Raw genomic sequence first — 21,358 nt, 5'->3', positions numbered from 1 at the left:
CAGATATCACCAAAGGAACGGTAATAAGTGGCAGACGAAACGAATAACGTGCCGGGCGGCATGAGCGACGCCGACGGCAGCAATGGCGACGAGCAGTTCACCCCGGACGGCTCGATGGAGCCGTTGAGCCCGCAGGAGGCCGACACCACCGACTACGGCCTGATGACCGGTGAGCGCATCCAGCGCAAGGACCTGCAGCAGGAGATGCGCGAGTCCTATCTGGCCTACGCCCTCTCGGTGATCGTCGAGCGCGCCCTGCCGGACGTGCGCGACGGCATGAAGCCGGTCCACCGCCGTGTGGTCTACGCGATGTACGACGGCGGCTACCGCCCCGACCGCGGCTACAGCAAGTGCGCCCGCGTGGTCGGCGAGGTCATGGGTAAGTACCACCCGCACGGCGACGCCGCCATCTACGACACCCTCGTACGCATGGCCCAGCCGTGGTCGATGCGCTACCTGCTCGTGGACGGTCAGGGCAACTTCGGCTCCCCCGGCGACGACCCGGCCGCAGCCATGCGTTACACCGAGTGCCGCATGGCGCCGCTGGCCATGGAGATGGTGCGCGACATCGACAAGGAGACCGTCGACTTCGCCCCGAACTACGACGGCAAGACCCAGGAGCCGAAGGTGCTGCCCGCACGCTTCCCGAACCTGCTGGTCAACGGCTCCGCCGGCATCGCCGTGGGCATGGCCACCAACATCCCGCCGCACAACATGCGCGAGGTGGCCGAAGGCGTCCATTGGGCGCTTGACCACCCGGACGCCAGCCGCGAGGAGCTGCTGGACAACCTCATCCGCATCATCAAGGGACCGGACTTCCCCACCGGCGCCACGATCCTCGGCCACAAGGGCATCGAACAGGCCTACCGCACCGGTCGCGGCCTGATCACGATGCGTGCCGTGGTGAACACCGAGGAGATCAACGGCCGCATGTGCCTGGTGGTCACCGAGCTGCCCTATCAGGTCAACCCGGATCGTCTGGTGGCATCCATCCGCGAGGCCGTGCGCGACGGCAAGATCCAGGGCATCGCCGACATGCGCGACGAGACCTCCGGCCGCACCGGCCAGCGCCTCGTGCTGGTGTTGAAGCGCGACGCCGTGCCGAAGGTGGTCCTCAACAACCTGTACAAGCACTCCCAGCTGCAGCAGACGTTCGGCGCGAACATGCTGGCTCTGGTGGACGGCGTGCCGCGCACGCTCTCGCTGGACGCCTTCATCCGTCACTGGGTGGGCCACCAGCTCGACGTCATCGCCCGCCGCACCGCCTACCTCAAGCGTGAGGCCGAGGAGCGCGACCACATCCTGCAGGGCTATCTGAAGGCCCTTGACATGCTGGACGAGGTCATCGCCCTCATCCGCGCATCCGAGGACACCGATGCCGCCCGCACGGGTCTGATGAAGCTGCTCGACATCGATCAGGTGCAGGCCGACGCCATCCTGGCCATGCAGCTGCGCACGCTCACTCGCATGAACCGCGACAAGATCGTGGCCGAGCATGAGGAGCTGCAGCGCAAGATCGCCGATTACATCGACATTCTGGCCAAGCCTGAACGTCAGCGCAAGATCATCGGCGACGAGCTCGACGAGATCGTGACCAAGTACGGCGACGAACGCCGCACGCGCATCCTGCCGTTCTCCGGCGAGATGAACGTCGAGGACCTGATCGCCGAGGAGAACGTGGTGGTCACCGTCACCCACTCTGGCTTCATCAAGCGCACCAAGTCCGACGAGTACCGCGCCCAGCACCGCGGCGGCAAGGGCATCAAGGGCACCAAGCTGCGCGAGGACGACGTAGTGGACCACTTCTTCCTGACCTCCACGCACAACTGGCTGCTGTTCTTCACCAACAAGGGCCGCGTCTACCGCATTAAGGCGTACGAGCTGCCCGAGGGCTCGCGCGACTCCAAGGGCCAGCATGTGGCCAACCTGCTGCAATTCGCGCCGGACGAGACCATCCAGACCGTGCTGTCCATCCCGAACTACGAGGTGGCCAAATACTTGGTGCTCGCCACGCGTTCCGGCAAGGTCAAGAAGACGCCGCTGGCGGAATACGATTCGCCGCGTCAGGGCGGCCTGATCGCCGTGCGACTGATGGCCGACGACAACGGCGAGAACGCCGACGAGCTCATCGGCGCCGCGCTGTGCAACGCCGAGGACGACATCATCCTGGTCTCCAGGCTCGGCATGAGCCTCAAGTTCCGCGCGGACGACGACCAGCTGCGTCCGATGGGCCGTCAGACCGCCGGCGTGCAGGGCATGAAGTTCCGCGACGGCGACAGCCTGCTGGCCATGGACGTGGTGCCCGAGGACTCCGACAAGGACCTCTTCGTGGTCACCAACGAGGGCTTCGCCAAGCGCACCGCCATCAGCGAATACCGCCTGCAGGGCCGCAACGGCCTGGGCATCAAGGCCGTTCAGCTGGTCGAGGGCCGCGGCTCGCTCGTGGGCGCGCTGGTGGTCGGCGAGGACGATCAGGTCATGGCCATCATGAAGTCCGGCAAGGTGATCCGCTCCGACGTGGCCGAGGTCAACCGCACCGGCCGCACCACGCAGGGCGTCACGTTCGCCAAGCCCGACAAGGGCGACGAGATCCTGTCCATCGCCCGCAACGAGGAACGGGACGATGACGAGGACGATGCGGCGGATGGCGAAGCTGGTGAGTCCGGTGCTACCGCCGTTGCCGACGCCACCGGCGAGACCGCTGCGGCGAGCCAATCCGGCGAGAATGTGAACAACCCGGAACAGGCGTGAACCGCGTCCCGAAACACTGGTAGCCTCGCTAGCAACGAGGCTACCGACAAGCCCTTGAAGGAGAAACGATGAGCGAGAATCTCGAAAACGACGAGCCCTCGGCGATCCAGCCCCAGAGCGATCAAGCTGCACCGCGTGTGGCCCGCTCCGTTTCCAGCGACCCGGAGGAGTCCACGCTGCCGCCGTCCGGCACCGTGCCCGTGCGTCCGGCCGTGCGCCGTCCGGCGCCGCGCGCCCGCCGCATGAGCCTGTCCCTGACCCGCGTGGACGCCTGGTCCGTGGCCAAGGTCTCGTTCCTGCTGTCGATTGCCGGCGCCATCATCCAGGTGGTCGCCGCCACCATCGTGTGGCTGCTGCTGGATGCGGTCGGTGTGTTCAGCCAGATTACCCAGATCGTCTCCTCCACCGGTCTGGATGCGGACGCCTTCGATCTGGGCAACGTGCTGTCCCTGCCCACCGTGGTGTCGGCCGTGACCATCTTCTCAATCATCGAGGTCGTGATCATCACGCTGCTCGCCACCATCGTGGCGTTGCTCTACAACGTGGTCAGCACGCTGGTCGGCGGCGTGCACGTCACGCTCGGCGACGACTGAGTTCCCGCCTTTGTCATTACGGTGATGGCCCTTCTCCCCAGTGCTGGGAGACGGGCCATCACCGTATTTCCCGCATGTTCGTTCGATGTTCCCGCATCCAGTCTTCTGGACGTTGAACCTTGGATGCTGCATCAGACACAAGCCGTCGGACACAAGCCGGTGGTGTGAGGGAGGTGGCTCCCGACCGTAGGCTTGGCCGAGCGGCCTTGAGCGTGTCGGGAGCCACCTCCCTCACACCATCGGCGTCAGCCCTACTTGACGTCTTCAAACGTCAGCCTTACTTGACGTCTTCAAATACGTACGTCGAACGTTGAAAGCCATCACTCTGCACACACCACCGGCGCAGCCATACCGACGTCTCCGAATCCGCTGGACGCCGGAAGCCATCATCCACCACCGGCGCAGTCCCCTACTTCACGCGGACTGCCGCTCCACAATCGTCGTGGGCAGCAGTCGGACGTAATCCGGTTTGACGGTGGCGCCTTGCATCATCGAAAGCAGCAGGTCGGCCATCGTGCGGCCGTGCAGCTGCGAATCCTGACGGACCGTGGTGAGCTTCGGCTGCGAAAGCATGGCGACCGGCGAATCGTCGAATCCGGTGACGGCGATGTCCTCCGGCACCCGGTAGCCGAACCGCGCGAGCTGGCTGATCACGCCGATGGCGATGTCGTCGTTGGCGCACACGATGCCGTCCAGTTCGCCCAGCATCGGCTGGAAGCTGACGGCGGCCATTTCACCGCTGGTCATCTCCCAGTCGTCCGAGAAATACACCTGACGTTCGCTGAAACGGCTCCCCAAGGCCTTCTGGAAGCCCTTGAAGCGGTTGATGGCGGTCGGTGAGTATCCGGGGCCGCAAACGTACGCCAAGCGCGTACGGCCGGCATCCAGAAGTCTCTGGGTCATCTCCTGCTGACCGTCCTCGTTGGCGAAATCGACGGCAGGGAACGGTCGGTCGGCGCGGTCGCTGACCTCCGACATCACCACCGGACGGTCCGTGTGGAGGAATGCGGCGGCGAGGGCGTCGTCCTCGCTCAGCGAGAACAGCATGTACCCGTCGGCGAAATCGCTGTTGACCAGCTGGGCGATACGGCTGGTGGATGCCTCGGTGTTGGCGATGACGGTGACCATCTGATAGCCGGCGTCGCCGATGGTCTGGTTCGCGCCGGTCATGGCCTGGGCCACGCTGGCTTGGATGAGCGTCTCGTTGGATTCGACCTGAATGACCAGCGCGATGGTCTGCGTGCGCTGCTGCGCCAGCGATCGGGCCGCCTGATTGGGGGTGTATCGCGCCTCCTCGATGGCCCGCGCGATGCGTTCGGCCGCGTTGGGCGAGACGTGCGCGCTGCCGTTGAGGAACCGGGAGACGGTGCCGTAGGATACGCCGGCCAGTTTCGCCACGTCGCGGATGGTCGCCTTCTTGCCTGCATTGGTCATGGTATTCATCGTATTCGCTCCCGGCCGTACCGGTGAATTTCCGGTTTGGGCGACACGCTCTTGTGACCGGTTACATACGCCTGTATACTAGGTTCTGTAAGCGGTCACACAAGGCGTGTCGGGAACCACTTGCAGGCTCGATGGGGAGGGTCGGGCTCATTGAAGACGTTGCATGAATAATCTCCTTCCGCAGCCGGGGTCGATTTCCCGATCCCGGCTGTTCCTTCACTCGGCCATTCGCGGCTACATTGGAGGAAAGGCCCCGCCCACAATGCCGTGGCGGGCGCGGTATATTGCACAGGTACGACAGAAAGGCAGCATCCATGACCAATTCGATGAAGGCCGAACGGTTCGAGTCCGCATGGCTTGACGACCCGCGTGTATTTGCGGTCAACAGGCTCGCCGCGCATTCCAGTCATCGGTTCTACGACCATTCGCCGGCGGCCGGCGAGACGAGCGATCTTAAGCAAAGTCTTGACGGCGACTGGAGGGTGAGCGTGGTCGATCTGACGGATTTGCCCGGTGGCGCGTCGGCGCTGGAGGATGCCGAATTCGCCCGGCCGGACTTCCCGGACGGCGACTTCGGGCATATCGACGTGCCGTCCACGCTGGAGACCCGCGGATTCCTCGACCACCAGTACGTCAACCAGCAGTATCCGTGGTCCGGCCACGAGGCTCCCGAAGCGCCCGGCATCCCCGAGCACAACCATGTGGCGCTGTACCGTCGCAGGTTCACGGTGAGCCCGAAGCTCGAGACGGCAATCGCGGCCAATGCGCGCGCGGCTGCCCCCACTGGCGTCGCGGATGCCGCGCAGCAGTCCGCCGATGGTCCCGCGCACCCCATCACGCTGACGTTCCACGGTGCCTCCACGGCCATCGCCGTGTGGCTCAACGGTGCGTTCATCGGTTACTCCGAGGACTCCTTCACGCCCAGCGAGTTCGACGTCACGGCGGCCATCCACGCCGGCCCGAACACGCTCGCCGTGGCCGTCTTCGAGTTCTCCTCCGCCAGCTGGCTGGAGGATCAGGACTTCTGGCGCATGCACGGCATCTTCCGCTCAGTGGAACTTGCCGCGCAGCCGGCCGTGCATGTGGAGGATTTGCGCGTCAGCGCCGACTACAGCGCCTCTGCCGGTGCCGACGGCGACAACACCGACGGCGAAGGTTTGCTGTCCATCGACGCGGCCGTGCGCAACGTTGCCGGTGCGGCATCGTTCGAGGCGGTGCTCCGCGATGCGCAGGGTGCCGAGGTCTGGCGCGAATCGCGTACGCCGGCCGATGCGGTGGCCGCCAGAAGAGGCGTTGCCGGTGTTGCAGCCGGGGCGGAGCACGCCGCAGATACCGCGGGCATCGAGATTCCGGCGGACGCCGCTCCCGCCGACCCCGCCGCAGTCCTCCCCACCCTGACCTGGCGTGCACACGTCGGCGCGATCGCCCCGTGGAGCGCCGAATCGCCGACCCTGTACACGCTCACCGTCACCGCGTTCGACGCGGACGGCACCATCATCGAAACCGTCCCCCAGCGTGTCGGCTTCCGTCACTTCGCCATCGAGGACGGGCTCATGAAGCTCAACGGCAAGCGTATCGTCTTCAAGGGCGTCAACCGTCACGAATTCGACGCGCGCGAAGGCCGCGCGGTCTCCGAGGCGGTGATGCTGCAGGATATCCGCGAGTTCAAACGCCTCAACATCAACGCCGTGCGCACCTGCCACTACCCCAATCAGACCCGCTGGTACGAGCTGTGCGACGAATACGGCATCTACGTGCTCGACGAGACCAACATCGAAACCCACGGCACCTGGACCATCGGCGACGGTTCGTTCCACCCGGAGACCGCCATCCCCGGCAGCCGCGACGAATGGCGCGCGGCCTGTGTGGACCGGCTCAACAGCATGATCCGCCGCGATTGGAACCACCCGAGCGTGATCATCTGGTCCCTCGGCAACGAATCGTTCGGTGGTGACGTGTTCCGCACCATGCGCGACTTCGTCCACGCGACCGACCCGTACCGCCCGGTCCATTACGAGAGCGTATTCAACGACCCGGAGTACGGCGACGTCACCGACATCATGAGCCGCATGTACGCCAAGCCGGACGAGATCAAGCGGCTCTACCTGTTCGGCGAGGGCCAGAAGCCTTACATCTCCTGCGAATACGCGCACTCGATGGGCAACTCCACCGGTGGCCTGCATCTGTACACCGAGCTTGAGCAGTACCCCAAGTACCAGGGCGGGTTCATCTGGGATTACGTGGATCAGGCCCTGTTCCAGCGCCTCCCGGACGGCACCGAGCGGCTCGCGTACGGCGGCGACTTCGACGACCGGCCCAACGACTACGAGTTCGCCGGCGACGGCATCGTCTTCGCCGACCGCACCCCCTCCCCCAAGGCGCAGGAAGTCAAGCAGCTGTACGCCAACGTTCGCCTGACGCCGGACGAGGGCGGCGTGACGGTCGTCAACGACAACCTGTTCATCTCCACGGCCGATTCCCTGTTCACCGCGCGTGTTCTCGTGAACGGCGTGGAGCGTTGGCATGCGGACTACCGGTTCGATGTGCCCGCCGGCCAGACCGTGCACGAGCCGATCGCCTTCCCGCGCGTGACCGATCTGGTGCCGCTGGCCGAGCTGGGCCGCGGCGTCGAGGTGACGTATGAGGTGGATCAGCGGCTGGCCGAAGCCACCGACTGGGCGCCGGCCGGGTATGAGCTCTCGTTCGGTCAGTATGTGGCGGCGGTGTCGTTCGACGGCGTCGGCGATGATGCGGATGATACGGCGGTTGGTAGCGCCTCCGGCTCGACGCTGGCTGTCACCGCCTCCGATGGATTCAACGCCGGCATCCACACCGATTCCGGTGAGGTGCTGCTGTCCAAGACACAAGGCGGCATTGTCTCGTTCGTGCGCGACGGCCGTGAGATGGTGATTCGCCGGCCCGCGATCACGACGTTCCGGGCCCTCGTGGACAACGACCGCGGTTACGGTTCCGGATTCGAGCGCGCCCAGTGGTTCGCCGCCGGGCGGTACGCGCGCGTGGTCGGCACCGAGGTCGAGGAGACCGATAACGGACTGGCTGCCGTATACCGCTACGAGCTGGCGGACGCGTCGCATACGCCGGTGACGGTGCGGTATGAGGTCGATGCGGCGTTGCGCGTGCACCTGACCGCCGAATACCCGGGCGAGGCTTCCGCGGCGTCGCTGCCCGCGTTTGGCCTCGAATGGATGCTGCCGCCGCAATACGACCGGCTGAAGTTCTACGGATACGGGCCCGAGGAGACCTACGCCGACCGTCTGCATGGCGCGAAGCTGGGCGTGTTCTCGCGCACGGCCGCCGAGGACTGCGCGCCGTACCTTGTGCCGCAGGAGACCGGCAACCATGAGGGCGTGCGCTGGGCCGAGATCACGGACGCGGATGGGCGCGGCATGCGCGTGACGGCCGGCGGCGCCGGATTCGGCGCTGTGGGTGCCTCGGATGCTGCGGGCTCTTCGGATGCGAAGCCGTTCGCCATGAGTCTGCTGCCCTACAGCTCGCTCATGCTCGAGGAGGCGTGGCATGCGGACGAGTTGCCACCGGTGCGTCACACGTTCCTGCGCCTGCTGGCCGCCCAGATGGGCGTCGGTGGCGACGACACCTGGGGTGCTCCGGTCCATCCCGAGTTCCAGCTGCCCTCTGACCGTCCGCTCACGCTCGACGTGACGTTGGAGTTGATCTGAGTTTTCGCGGGACGGTGCTGCAAAACAGCGGTTTTGCAGCACCGTCCCAGCCCGTTGTGATGCCGGTTTGCGCTGTCTCTGTGCGAAATCGTTGGAATCGCAGCGATTGTTGATTCTGATGAATGCCACGATATGTGGTTTTGGGGTGTAATTCAGTCATCGGGGCACGGTTGTGCGGCACGGAACGACAAAACGGCGGTTTTTGCTGTTTCGTCCCAACCCGGCGCGATGTTGGGTTTTACGTCCGCGTGTGAAATCGGCGTAATTGCAAGGGTTGCTGAGTCATGTGAATGCCACGATGCGCGATTTTGCGGTGAAATCGGGCTGTCGTGGCACGGGCGCGCGGGACGGAAATGCAAAAAGCCCGATAATCACGTTTCGTCCCGCAATTGTCTCATATGAAGAGACGAAAAAGTCCGACGCATGGAGCAGAGAGGATTCGCCCCACACGCCGGACGTGTAAGCGCCCGCGGCTGGCCTTGTGGGCTCTCGAATGCCGGCGGGCAAGTATTGAAAAAGCTGTTCTTGCTGGGAATTTGGGCTCAGAAGGCTGTGATTGGCCTTCCGAGCCGTCGGCGCCTAGCGGCACCGACGAGGAATCCCCGACGAAACAACCAGCCGTCCGGGGAGGTGCTCTCCCGCGGACGGCACTGAATCACAATCAAATCACAGCACGCCCTGGGCGACCATCGCGTCGGCCACCTTGACGAAGCCCGCGATGTTCGCGCCGGCCATGAGGTCACCCTCATCGCCGTACTCCTTGGCGGCCTTCAGCGACTCGGCGACGATGGACTCCATGATGGACTTGAGCTTGGCGTCCACCTCGTCGAAGGTCCAGGACAGACGGTAGCTGTTCTGGCTCATCTCCAGACCGGAGACGGCCACGCCGCCGGCGTTCGCGGCCTTGGCCGGGCCGTACAGGAAGCCGTTGGACTTGTAGACCTCGATGGCCTCCGGAGTGGACGGCATGTTCGCGCCCTCCACCACCACGGTGCAGCCGCCGGCGACCAGCGCCTTGGCGGACTCCTCGTCGATCTCGTTCTGGGTGGCGCACGGCAGTGCGATGTCGCACGGCACGGTCCACACGCCCTTGCAGCCCTCGTGGTACTCGGCGCCCGGCACGCGCTCGGCGTACTCCTTGATGCGGCCGCGCTCGACCTCCTTGATCTGCTTGACCACGTCGACCTTGATGCTTTCCGGATCGTAGACGTAGCCGTTGGAATCGGAGACGGTCACGACCTTGGCGCCCAGCTGCTCGGCCTTCTGCACGGCGTAGATCGCCACGTTGCCGGAGCCGGAGACCACCACGGTCTTGCCCTCGAAGGAATCATTGCGCAGCACGCGCAGCGCCTCGGCGGTGTAGTAGCACACGCCGTAGCCGGTGGCCTCGGTGCGGGCCAGCGAGCCGCCGAACTGCAGGCCCTTGCCGGTCAGCACGCCGGAGTATTCGTCGCGGATGCGCTTGTACTGGCCGAACAGGTAGCCGATCTCGCGGCCGCCCACATTGATGTCACCGGCCGGAACGTCGGTGAACTGGCCGATGTGACGGCACAGCTCGGTCATGAAGGCCTGGCAGAAGCGCATGACTTCGGCGTCGGACTTGCCCTTCGGGTTGAAGTCGGAGCCGCCCTTGCCGCCGCCCATCGGCAGCGTGGTCAGGCTGTTCTTGAGAATCTGCTCGAAGCCGAGGAACTTGATGACGCCCTCGTTGACGGTCGGGTGGAAGCGCAGGCCGCCCTTGTACGGGCCGATTGCGGAGTTGAACTGCACGCGGTAGCCGCGGTTGACCTGCACCTTGCCGGCGTCGTCCACCCAGGCCACGCGGAACTTGACCAGACGCTCGGGTTCCACCAGACGCTCCAGCACGCCGTTGGCCTCGTACTCAGGATGCTTGGCGATGACCGGCTGGAGCGTATCCAGCACCTCGTAGACGGCCTGCAGGAACTCGGGCTGGTCGCCATCGCGCTTCTCGACCTGTTCGTAGACGCGCTTGACATACTCGTTGGTGAGCATAGTGGAACTCCCCCTTGGGTTGGACTACCAAATAAGACGTTTCCGATTGTAGGCGCGTTGACGGGAAACGCTCAAGGGTTCGGTACGGGATTAGTCAACTGGTGGACATGCGCGGGTCGGTCGCATGCGACAGGCGGGCGTCGTGCCTTGTCTCGTGCCGGTTATGCACGACCGCACGCGCATCGGTCGCTCCGTGGTTCAGTGGGCGAAATAGGTCTGCAGGATCATCGTGGTTTCGGTGCTCACCGGCACTGTGCGATGAATGAGGTTGAGCAGTTCCTCCAGCGCGCCGGGGGACGCCACGCGCACCACCAGCACGAAACTGGGGGCGCCGGCCACCGAGTAGCAGGAGACGATGCCCTTGATGTTCTTCAGCTTCTCCGGAATCGACGATTCGGCGGAATAGTCGAGCGGCGTCACATTGACGAACGCGCTGATCGGCAGGCCGCGCTGCTCCTGGTCGACGATGGCCTTGTAGCCTTTGATGATTCCGCGCTTCTCCAGCTTCTGCACGCGTGACTGGGCCGCGGAGACGGACAGGCCGGTCTCCTGCGCCAGCTGCGCCAGCGTGGCGCGTCCGTCGGCCTCGAGCATGGTGAGGATGCGCTGGTCGATGTCGTCGATGCCGGTCATGGTGCCTCCGTGATTCCCGCGTTGTGTGCCGGTCCTTGGCTGTTCCTGATGCCACTGTACCCGCTGCCGGCCTTGTTGCCCATTGTCGCTGTCTGCTCTGCTGGTCGGATTGGTGGATATCCTATGAAGAGGGATGTGCGGACGCTCGCGGGCATATGCAGGCGTCCACTGCCGGCGTCCACGGAAGGTGAATGCGGCGCATCGAATGCGTGGATGTGTGGCGTGGATGCGTGGATGCACAGACGTATAGACGTACAAGGAGGCTCCCATGCCGCTGCAACTGGTCAGGCAGGATATCACGCGAATGCCGGTGGACGCCATCGTCAACGCGGCGAACACCAGGCTGCTTATGGGCGGCGGCGTGTGCGGTGCGATCTTCCGTGCGGCCGGAGCACACAGGTTGCAGAAGGCCTGCGACCGCCTCTCCCCCATCCGCACCGGTGAGGCCGTGGCGACGCCGGGCTTCGACCTGCCCGCGCGGTACGTGATTCACACGGCAGGGCCGATCTGGCAGGACGGCGGCCATGACGAGGAGAGGTTGCTGCGTGCCTGCTACCGCAATTCGCTGGCGCTGGCGGTGCGTCTGGGGTGCGAGAGCATCGCGTTCCCGCTGATTTCCAGCGGCATCTACGGGTATCCGAAGGCGGAGGCGTTGCGCGTCGCCATCGACGAGATCCGGCGGTTTCTGGAAGAGGAGCCGTGTACGCGGGGTGACGGTGCCGATACCGGTGAGGACGGTGGAACCGACGCGGTGGGCGGCGAGGGTAGTTCCGCTGGTGATGCCTCCGACGACCTCGACGTGTACCTGTGCGTGTTCGACAAGGCGGCCTTCGCGGCCGGAACCGAGCTGGATCGGCGGATTCGGGAGTATATCGACGACCATTACGTCGTCGAGCATTCCGGCAGGCCCAGCGACCGTGCGCAGGAGATGCGCGAGCTTGGATACTGGGGTGGCGTCTCCGCTGGCGATGAGATTGAAGCGGCGGGGGAGGAACCGGAGGCCGTGGAGCCTTCGGCCACGGAACCGCCGGCTGTTGGATCGCCGGTGCCCAGAGGGTTCGATGACGCCGACGAATCGGCCGTTGCTACGCCTATGGCCGCGCCCGAGCCGCGCGGTGCCCGGTCGATCAATGCGGCAGACGCGCGACGAGGCCCGGAGGACGATGTGCTCGCCGATCTGGATGAGCCGTTCAACGTCATCCTCATGCGGCTCATCGACGCCAAGGGCTACTCCGACGTGGACGTGTACAAGCGTGCCAACATCAACCGGAAGCTGTTCTCGAAGATACGCTGCGGCAACGGGTACATGCCCGGCAAGAAGACGGTGCTCGCGCTGGCGATCGCCCTGCGGCTCGATATCGACGAGACGGACGACCTGCTGGCGTGCGCCGGGTACGCGCTGTCGCACAGCGTGAAATTCGACGTGATCGTGGAGTTCTTCATCATCCATGGCGTGTTCGACGTGTTCGTCATCAACGAGACCTTGTTCCGGTACGACCAGCCGTTGCTTGGTCAGTGACTGCCGTTCGTCCGGTTGCGTTCGGAAGTGTCGCTTGCGAAGCGACCCATCGCCCGTCCACTGGTGCGATGCTCGTCTCATCACCGGCAAACCGCCGGGATGAGACGAAAGGACGCATCATGATGATGGGCAATGGAATCAACGGCGAGCGTATCGGCAATACCCGCGATGGCGAGCGTGTCGGCGGCAGCGGCCGCACCGAACTGGTGTTCGTCGTGGACCGCAGCGGCTCGATGGGAGGTCTCGAATCGGACACCATCGGCGGATTCAACGGCATGCTCGCCAAGCAGCGCGCGATTCCCGGCGACTGCTCGGTGACGACCGTGCTGTTCGACAATCGCCTCGAGACCCTGCATGACCATATCAATCTGCACGCGGTCGGCGACTTGACGCCGGACGACTACTGGGTCCGTGGCAGCACCGCCCTGCTCGACGCGATCGGATCCACCATCGACCGCGTAGTCGCCATGCAGCGTCACACCGCCGCCCCCTATCGCGCCGATCATGTGCTGTTCGTTATCATCACCGACGGGTATGAGAATGCGAGCCGCCGATATTCGCTGGCCAAGGTGCGGCGCATGATCGAGCATGAACGCGAGAAGTACCACTGGGAGTTCGTGTTCCTCGGCGCCAACATCGATGCGGTTCAGACTGCGGATGAGTTCGGGATCGCGCCCGAGTGCGCGGCTGATTTCCATGCGGATGGGCAGGGCGTCCAAGCTTCGTTCGCAGCCGTGGCGTGTGCTGCGACGGCCGTGCGTCACGGGCATGGACTCGCAACCGGGGCCGCGGCGGACGCGTTGCGCGGGGTTCGGGAGGATTACCGGTCGCGGTCGCGCCGGTGAAGCCATTGGGGCGCCGGGGTGTCGCTCGGCGCCCCGCTCGGCGCACGCGCCGTCGGCGAAGCCATTTGGGGCTTTGGGGCTTTGGGATGTTGGGGTGTTGGGTCGTGGGAGGTGTCGTGGGAGGGCCTGTTGCCGGAGAGGCGAGGGCGGAATAACTCCGGTGCGCATGGGCAAATTTCGGCATTATTCCGATGGGAGGCTTCTGGAAACGTAATGTTTACATATATGGTCGCTCTGCTGTGTAATAATTCCTATGGAAATGTTTCTGGGTCGTAATAATTCCCGTTATGGCGACTCTGGGGGTCTGTTGAGCGTAGGAGGGTGATCATGCAGCAGCAGTCCGTCGTGTCGCGGTTCGCGTCATCCGAGGCGTCCCTGTCCCGGATGTCCGCGGCGTTCGAGTTGTCCATGGTGGTTCAGTCGTCCGCGACGGTGTCCGAGCCGAAATCAGCAGTGACGCCTGGTGCGTCGCTTGGCAAGGCTTCCGGCGAGGCCTCCGATGCGCCGGCCGCTGCGGCATCCGGCGTGAATCCGCCGCTCTCCCCCGCAGCGTTGGCCATCCCGCGTTCCGGCATCCGCGACGTGTTCGATCGCGTGGAGCAGGTGCCGGACGCGATCTCCCTGACCGTCGGCGAGCCGAGCGCCACCGCTGCGCCGCACATCGTCGAAGCGGCGTGCGAGGCCGCGCGCGCCGGGCATACGCGATACACCAACGTGCTCGGCATCCCTGAATACCGTCGGGCCGTCGCTGAGTATTCCGCGCGGGTGAAAGGGATTTCCTACGATCCGGAGTGCGAGATTCAGGCCGTGGATGGGGCCACGATTGGGCTGTATCTGGCATTGGCAGCCATCGTGGCGCCCGGCGACGAGGTGATTATCCCCTCGCCGTACTTCACCTCGTATGACGCCGAGGTGATGCTCGTGGGCGGCCGTCCGGTCACGGTAGCGCTGCGTCCCGAGAACGGCATGCGCATCAATGCGGCGGACATCGAGGCGGCGATCACGCCGCGCACCCGCGCGGTGATCATCAATTCCCCAGGCAACCCGACCGGTGCGGTCACGTCGGCGGCCGAAATGGCGCGTATCGCCGAGGTCTGCACGCGGCACGGCATCTGGGCCATCGCGGACGAGGTGTATCACCCGTTCGTGTTCGGCGATGATGACGTGTGTGATGACGACGTGCGCAATGCTGATGGAAAGCCGGTGGTGGCGCCCTCCATCGCTGCGGTGCCGGGCATGAAGGAGCGCACGATCGTGGTGGAAAGCCTGTCGAAGACCTACGCAATGACCGGCTGGCGCATCGGCTATCTGCTGGCGCCTGAAAACGTCATCGAACAGACCGGCAAAATCGCCGAACTCATGCACTCATCGGTCAATTCGCTGTCCCAGTACGCCGGTGTGGCCGCGTTGACCGGTCCGCAGAATCACGTCGCCGCGATGCGCGAGGAATACCGTGCCAAGCGGCAGATTGTGCTTGACGGATTGTCTGACTGCCCGGTGCTGCGCCTCGTCAAGCCGCAGGGCGCGTTCTACGCTTTTGTGGACGTACGTCTCACGGGTCTCGATTCGGACGAATTCTCACGTCGTCTTTTGGACGGGGAACGCGTGGCCGTGGTGCCTGGCGAGGCGTTCGGCGAGGCGGGGCGCGGCTTCGTGCGCCTGTCCTATGCGGGCGACGCCGATGACCTGCGCGAGGGCATCGCGCGGCTGCTCGCTTTCGCCGAACGGGTGTGGAACCCGATCACCGGTCGCCATAGCGCGTCTTACCATCCTGTGACCGTGATGGCGTAGACGGCCGTACCGTTTGTCGGCTGGCTTCCGTTGCTGGGGAGCCAGCCAAGGGCGCGCTGACAGGGTGCGGACCGGCATATGGGGCCGGAAAAGGTCGGCCGTTCTTCGAGTTCCGGTGCTGGCGGTCGGCTATCGCATATTGCCGCGCCGTCCATGGATCACGTCAGTTCCAACGATTCGGCCACTTCGTCCACGATGGTGCGCATCGCTTCGCGGGCCTGATCGGGATTGCCGCGCCAGATGCCTTCGGCCACCGCGTCGTGAGCGTCGAGGGCATCTGGCTTGGGCTTCTGCGGGTACATATGCAATTCCACGCGGCCTTTGAGCACGATGCCGATGATGTCCGACATGGATGCGAACAGATCATTGCCGCTGCTGAGCAGGATCGAGGAGTGGAAGCGAACGTCGAGGTCGTGGAAGGTGTCGAGGTCGCCGGCCTCACCGCTTTTGCGTAGTTCGCTGGCCATGACGGGGAACAGCGCACGGGCCTCCATGGAGGCGTTGCGGGCTGCTGCCGCGGCTGCCGCGGGCTCTACCGCCAGCCGCAGCTCGGTGAGGGTCCGCAGCTGCTCCTTGCGCTTGTCGGACATCAGTTTCCAGCGGATCACCTGAGGATTGAGCGCCGACCACTCCCCTACTGGACGCGGCACCAGCCCGACGCGGCGCCGGACGGTGACCGCGCCCATCGCCTCCAGGTATTTGGCCACCTCGCGCGCCACCGTGCGGGAGGTGGAGAACCGCTCCTGAATGTCCTCCAGCGTCACGGCCTCGCCGATGGGCCAGCGGTCCTCCAGCATGGCGACGGCGAGTTCGTCGGTGATTGCCGTGTGCAGCAACGCGCTTTCGTGTGGCTCGTCGGGGGTGCGGTTGACGTGCGCGGCGGTGGGGGTCGGAGTTATGGACGGGCTGGCGGACGGATTTGAGGCTGGGCGCGTAGCCGTATGTGCGGCCCGACTGGTGACCGGGGCGGGGGGCGTCGTCGCGATGGTGTCGCTGGTGCTTTCATTCATGGCTGCTCCCTCCCTGCGTGCTGGTGTCATCGCGGCCATGTGCTCCGGGCCATGTTCGCCGATGTATCGTGTGCCTGCTGTTTCGTTATATCTCATCATAATTGTCAGAAAAGTCATGCCATTCCGAAAATAAGTAGTACTTTTAATTTGACAAGTAAGATGAATGAGATGTATGGTAATACTCATCAACCATTGTGGTTCAACAAAGCAGTTGAAAGGACAATCCAGATGAGCATTCACGTCGTAGTGATGGGCGTCGCCGGATGCGGCAAATCCACGGTCGCCGAAGCCATTCGCGACCAGCTGGGCTACGTCATGGCCGAAGGTGATGATTTCCATCCGCAGGCCAACATCGACAAGATGAGCGCCGGCATTCCACTGACCGACGAGGACCGTTGGCCGTGGCTGCGCGTCATCAACACCTGGATGGTGGCCCGCGAGGCGCTCCACCAGAACACCGTGGTGTCCAGCTCTGCGCTCAAGCGCGCCTACCGCGACCTGTTGCGCGAGAACGTCGACGTATTCTTCGTGCACCTTGCCGGCTCCCAGGAGCTGATCTACAGCCGTCTTTCGGCCCGCAAGGACCACTTCATGCCGCCGTCGCTGCTCGCCAGCCAGTTCAAGGACCTGCAGCCGCTCGAGTCGGACGAGAACGGCGTTGTCGTCTCGGTCGAGGGCACCATCGACGAGGTCGTCGCCCAGGCCGTGGAGGCCGTCCGCCAATATCAGGCGTCCAAGGTCATCGGCGACGCTACGGTATCCGCAGCGGCCTGATCGCCTACGAAGCCAGCCGCGGATTTCCGAACCTCAGACGTGGTAGCCCACGGCACGCTCCGTGGTCTGTTGCCGGTCCCGGCCGGTAGCCGGTAATCATCGGTCACCGGTAGCCGTCGGCTATACCGATGCCTTTCCGACCGACTCCCCCGAATCGCTGACCGCCCTCCGATCCTGTCTCGCATGACTGCGTTCGGGCAACAGGGCCCGATATGAGCCCGAAAACGTAACTTCAATCCTTCCAACGAATGCAAGGAATCCCATGAATCTTATTCTTGCCGCCATCATTGGCATCGCCGCCATTGTGCTGCTGATCGCCGTCGCCAAGGTCCATCCGTTCATCTCCCTCATGGTCGGTTCGTTCGTCATGGCCATCTGCGCCGGCGTGCCGTTCGACGAATCCTGGAACAGCTTCACCTCCGGCGTGGGCTCCACGGTCTCCAGTGTGGGCCTGCTCATCGCCTTCGGTTCGATCATCGGCACGCTGCTGTTCGCCTCCGGCGGCGCCGACGTGATTGTGGACACGATTATGGCCAAGACGCCACTGCAGCTGCTGCCTTGGGCGATGGCGCTGATCGCGTTCATCGTCGGCATCCCGATGTTCTTCGAGGTCGGCGTCGTGATTCTCATCCCGGTGGTGCTGTTCGCCGCACGCCGCGCCAAGATGCCGGTCATCCTGCTCGGCATCCCCGCCCTTGCCGGCCTGTCCACCCTGCACGCCTTCGTGCCGCCGCATCCCGGCCCGCTGGTGGCCATCTCCGCCCTTAACGCCAATCTCGGCGTCACGCTGGCCCTCGGTCTGCTCGTGGCCGTGCCCACCGTCATCATTTCCGGCCCGCTGATGTCGCGCATCATGGCCAAGTGGGTGCCGATCCCCGCGCCGGAGCAGGCCGCCGAGAAGGAGGCCGTCAAAGATGAATCCAAGCGTCCGTCCTTCGCCCAGGCCATGACCGTCATCCTGCTGCCCGTGGTGCTGATGCTCGCCGCATCCGTGGTCGATCTTACCGAGCAGACCGAATCCCTCTGGGGCCGTACGCTGGTCTTCCTCGGTACGCCGCTGACAGCGCTGTTCATCACCGCCGTGGTGGCCATGGTGCTGCTCGGCTTCATGCAGGGCCGCACCCGCGAGTTCATCAACGGCGAGGTCGGCAAGTCCTTCGCGTCCGTGGCCGGCATCGTGTTCATCGTGGCCGCCGGCGGTGGTTTCAAGCAGACCCTCGTGGATTCCGGCATCGGCGATGTGATCGCCAACGGCATTTCCGAATCCGCGATGAACCCGCTGATCGCCGGTTGGCTCGTGGCTGTGCTTATCCGCCTTGCCACCGGTTCCGCCACCGTGGCCACCGTGACCGCCTCCGGCATCATGGTGCCGCTCGCCACCGGCATGAGCCCGACCCATCTGGCGCTGCTCGTGCTCGCCATCGGCGCCGGTTCCGTGTTCTTCTCCCACCTCAACGACGCCGGCTTCTGGCTGGTCAAGGAATACTTCGGCATGACCGTCTCCCAGACGCTCAAAACCTGGTCGCTGATGGAGACCGTGCTGTCCGTGGTGGGCCTCGGCTGTGTGATGCTCCTCTCCCTGGTCTTGTGATTGTTCCTTCGACCTCGCCCTCAACTCCTCTTCCTTCCCCTCTCCCTCCCCCTTTCTTCCACCACTTCTCCCAACCACAACGCTGTGAAAGGAATTCGCAATGCAAATCGGAATGATCGGACTCGGTCGCATGGGTGGCAACATGGCCAAGCGCCTGGCAGCCGGCGGACATCAGGTCGTCGGCTACGACATGTCCCCCGAATCGGAGCGTGACGTTGATTCGCTGGAAGCGCTGGTCGCCGCGCTCGATGCCCCGCGCGTGGTGTGGGTCATGGTGCCGGCGGGCAAGCCCACCGACGACACCATCGACCGGCTGGCGTCGTTGCTGGCGGCCGGCGACATGATTATCGACGGCGGCAACACGCGTTACGTGGATGACGCCCGCCACGCCGCGCAACTGGCCGAGCTCGGCATCCGTTTCATGGACTGCGGCGTCTCGGGCGGCGTCTGGGGCATCGACCGCGGGTATGCGCTGATGGTTGGCGGATCGCCGGAGGACTTCGAGTTCATGCGGCCGATTTACGAGACCCTGAAGCCCGAAGGCGAGTACGGCTTGGTGCTGGCCGGACCGGTCGGCGGCGGCCATTTCGCCAAAATGGTGCACAACGGCGTGGAATACGGCATGATGCAGGCGTTTGGCGAAGGCTTCGCCACCATGGTGCGTTCCGAACTCATCGCCGACCCGGCCGCGGTGATGACCTCGTGGAAGTCCGGTTCGGTGGTCGGCTCCTGGCTGCTTGATCTGCTCGCCAACGCCTTCAAGGCCGATCCGACGTTGAAGTCCATGCCGCCGGTGGCCAACGAATCCGGTGAGGCCAAGTGGATGATTGAGGCCGCCCTTGAGCTTGGTGTGCCCACCCCGGCCACTGCGGCCGCACTCTATGCCCGGCAGACCTCGCGCGGCGGCGGCGATGATACGCTGCGCGTCGTCTCCACCATGCGCGCCCAGTTCGGTGGCCACGTCACCAAGGCGTGATTGGGGCTTTCTAGAGTCCCGCGGCGGAAATTATATTTGGCTCTGTTATACCAGAATTGACACGGACTGGTCAGGTCGGGGTTTGGCTGGGTTGATCTCCTTGGGAAATCAACCCAGCTGACTCACCTCGTATGTCAAAAGTGGTTCAACAGAGCCATTATATTTGGCTCCCCTTTGGTCGCTGGCCCACGAAGGGCGGCCTGATGGGTAGTGAATGTGTTAACGAACCTCCGAAGCGGGGACGCTAGGCATCGAATCGACTGTATGTACGCGGCTCAACGAGGGTGCCGCGTACATACAGTCCCGAACAACGCGAAAACCGACTGTAAGTTCGCGGCATATTGGTTGGGCCGCGTACATACAGTCGGTTTTCGCGGATGGATGTGTGGACGACGTTGGTCGCATCCTCTATCTGCCTTGCGTGGGGTACTATTGTCCGGTTGCGGAAAGGCATTTGCCTTCCATGGGGTACCTCAATCAAAGAAACCCGAGTATGAACGCTGCAATATCAGCGCTTATACTCGGGTTTTCCTCGTTCTGGTACCCCATGGAAGGCAGATACCTTTCCGCAAACACCTGAATGTACCTCATTCAAGCGAGTTAGTCGGTTCGCGGTCCGGGCTGCCCGGCACGGGCGGAGGTTATGCTGCGCGGGCGATGGCCTGCTCGTAATCCTTGGTGCCCTTGAAGATCTCCTGCATCCACGGATTGACGCCCTGCTTCTTGGCGCGGACGAGGATGTAGCCGAGAGCGAGCACGTTGGCCACCAGCGCGATCAGCGAAACCACGAGGTTCACGTTCGGGTTGTTCACGGACTGCGTGGAGAACACCGAGTAGTCCTGGAACATCGGGAACACCTGCGCGAACATGCACCAGATGGCCAGCGTGAACGCGCGGTTCTGAATCCAGCCGCCCTTGTTCCAGAAGAAGTTGGCCACGGTCGGGGCCAGCAGCAGCGCCAGACCGCAGTACCAGGAGTGGGTGGGCAGGCAGTTGTAGGTGTAGCAGAAGTTCCACAGGTCGTAGGCCACGATGAACACCCAGGTCATGTCCGGCCAGAGCATGTCGTCCTTCTTTTTGGAGGCGTAGATGCCGAACCAGCCGGTCATGCAGAAGATGTTGAGGATGCCGGCCACGCCGTTGAACACGTTGTGCCAGCCGCCGTACAGGGTCACGCCTTCGGTGGAGATCCAGGTGGTGCCCCAGCCGCGGATGGCGGATTCGAAGTCGGAGACCACGGCGATGAGGATGTTGATGGCCACGATCACGAACGGGAAGCACTTGAACCAGTGCGACTTGCCGATGGAGCCCCACTTGTATTTGAGCGCCATGAAGCCGATGCAGCCGATGGTGGCGGCATATAGCTTGGCGTAGTGGAACCAGCTGGTCATGTGCACGTATGTGGGGTTGTTGAGCGCCCATTCCGCGCCCATGGCGGCGGCGGTGTAGATGGTGATGAAGTAGACGGTCAGGACGGCCGGTACGACGAGGAAGGCGATGACGCCACCTGCTTTGGTGCGTCGGGCGAGCTCGTTGGCGCCGATAAGGCAGCAGAAGACGAGAATCCATCCAATCCATTGATATACGACGTTGTCGCCGTAGACCTGAAACAGCATAACGGTCCTTTCCTGTGTGCTGTGCGCCCGTCAGCCCTCATTGGTGCCGGGCTATTGGCGCTCGGTCTGAGGTATTGTGCGCTGCTATGCGCGCTGTGTTGACAA

Annotated in this window: 14 protein-coding genes; 9 read left to right on the top strand and 5 right to left on the bottom strand. The window is 64.1% G+C overall.

Features of this window, described 5'->3' with window-relative positions; all coding sequences use genetic code 11:
* Window positions 1–60 precede the first annotated feature (60 nt).
* Window positions 61–2,751 (top strand): DNA gyrase subunit A, encoded by a 2,691-nt coding sequence (gene gyrA / locus BG22_RS03180; RefSeq protein WP_140493194.1) that lies wholly within the window; start codon window positions 61–63, stop codon window positions 2,749–2,751.
* Between the two features lie 68 nt (window positions 2,752–2,819).
* On the top strand, window positions 2,820–3,344 hold the full coding sequence (locus tag BG22_RS03175; RefSeq protein WP_140493129.1) for a DUF3566 domain-containing protein: 525 nt from the start codon (window positions 2,820–2,822) through the stop codon (window positions 3,342–3,344).
* Between the two features lie 414 nt (window positions 3,345–3,758).
* Here the strand turns inward: BG22_RS03175 and BG22_RS03170 are convergent, their stop codons facing one another.
* Entirely contained in the window at window positions 3,759–4,778 is a 1,020-nt protein-coding gene (locus BG22_RS03170) for a LacI family DNA-binding transcriptional regulator (RefSeq protein WP_258186179.1), read from the bottom strand.
* Window positions 4,779–5,101: 323 nt separating this feature from the next.
* Between BG22_RS03170 and BG22_RS03165 the strand changes: the two genes are divergently transcribed.
* Window positions 5,102–8,485: a glycoside hydrolase family 2 TIM barrel-domain containing protein gene (locus tag BG22_RS03165; protein WP_258186178.1), complete on the top strand. Its 3,384-nt coding sequence runs from the start codon at window positions 5,102–5,104 to the stop codon at window positions 8,483–8,485.
* Between the two features lie 666 nt (window positions 8,486–9,151).
* Here BG22_RS03165 and gdhA read toward each other — a convergent pair.
* A complete protein-coding gene (gene gdhA / locus BG22_RS03160) occupies window positions 9,152–10,498 on the bottom strand; it encodes an NADP-specific glutamate dehydrogenase (RefSeq protein WP_140493123.1) in 1,347 nt (448 codons plus the stop codon).
* Between the two features lie 198 nt (window positions 10,499–10,696).
* Complete coding sequence (locus tag BG22_RS03155) at window positions 10,697–11,131, bottom strand: Lrp/AsnC family transcriptional regulator (RefSeq protein ID WP_094667424.1); 435 nt, start codon at window positions 11,129–11,131, stop codon at window positions 10,697–10,699.
* 268 nt (window positions 11,132–11,399) lie between these two features.
* On the opposite strand from BG22_RS03155, the gene BG22_RS03150 reads away from it, so the two are divergent.
* From BG22_RS03150 to BG22_RS03140, 3 genes are all read left to right on the top strand, one after another.
* Window positions 11,400–12,650, top strand: a complete 1,251-nt coding sequence (locus BG22_RS03150) for a macro domain-containing protein (RefSeq protein ID WP_140493120.1) — start codon at window positions 11,400–11,402, stop codon at window positions 12,648–12,650.
* A gap of 119 nt (window positions 12,651–12,769) precedes the next feature.
* Entirely contained in the window at window positions 12,770–13,495 is a 726-nt protein-coding gene (locus tag BG22_RS03145) for a vWA domain-containing protein (protein ID WP_258186177.1), read from the top strand.
* A 408-nt stretch (window positions 13,496–13,903) separates the two neighbouring features.
* Entirely contained in the window at window positions 13,904–15,286 is a 1,383-nt protein-coding gene (locus BG22_RS03140) for a pyridoxal phosphate-dependent aminotransferase (RefSeq protein ID WP_140493185.1), read from the top strand.
* Between the two features lie 158 nt (window positions 15,287–15,444).
* On the opposite strand, the gene BG22_RS03135 is transcribed toward BG22_RS03140, so the two are convergent.
* Window positions 15,445–16,296: a FadR/GntR family transcriptional regulator gene (locus BG22_RS03135; RefSeq protein WP_140493117.1), complete on the bottom strand. Its 852-nt coding sequence runs from the start codon at window positions 16,294–16,296 to the stop codon at window positions 15,445–15,447.
* A gap of 228 nt (window positions 16,297–16,524) precedes the next feature.
* Between BG22_RS03135 and BG22_RS03130 the strand changes: the two genes are divergently transcribed.
* The 3 genes from BG22_RS03130 to gnd all read left to right on the top strand — a co-directional run bounded on the left by BG22_RS03130 (window position 16,525) and on the right by gnd (window position 19,637).
* Complete coding sequence (locus BG22_RS03130; RefSeq protein WP_094667421.1) at window positions 16,525–17,070, top strand: gluconokinase; 546 nt, start codon at window positions 16,525–16,527, stop codon at window positions 17,068–17,070.
* A gap of 262 nt (window positions 17,071–17,332) precedes the next feature.
* Window positions 17,333–18,661 (top strand): GntP family permease, encoded by a 1,329-nt coding sequence (locus tag BG22_RS03125; RefSeq protein WP_094667420.1) that lies wholly within the window; start codon window positions 17,333–17,335, stop codon window positions 18,659–18,661.
* A 100-nt stretch (window positions 18,662–18,761) separates the two neighbouring features.
* Window positions 18,762–19,637, top strand: coding sequence for a phosphogluconate dehydrogenase (NAD(+)-dependent, decarboxylating) (gene gnd, locus BG22_RS03120; RefSeq protein WP_140493114.1), 876 nt, complete (start codon window positions 18,762–18,764; stop codon window positions 19,635–19,637).
* Window positions 19,638–20,278: 641 nt separating this feature from the next.
* On the opposite strand, the gene BG22_RS03115 is transcribed toward gnd, so the two are convergent.
* Window positions 20,279–21,253 (bottom strand): DUF5692 family protein, encoded by a 975-nt coding sequence (locus BG22_RS03115; protein ID WP_140493111.1) that lies wholly within the window; start codon window positions 21,251–21,253, stop codon window positions 20,279–20,281.
* Window positions 21,254–21,358 lie beyond the last annotated feature (105 nt).

It is taken from the genome of Bifidobacterium sp. UTBIF-78 (assembly GCF_006408945.1).
Classification (GTDB): Bacteria; Actinomycetota; Actinomycetes; order Actinomycetales; family Bifidobacteriaceae; genus Bifidobacterium; species Bifidobacterium myosotis.
This window is presented reverse-complemented; position numbering and strand designations above follow the sequence as displayed.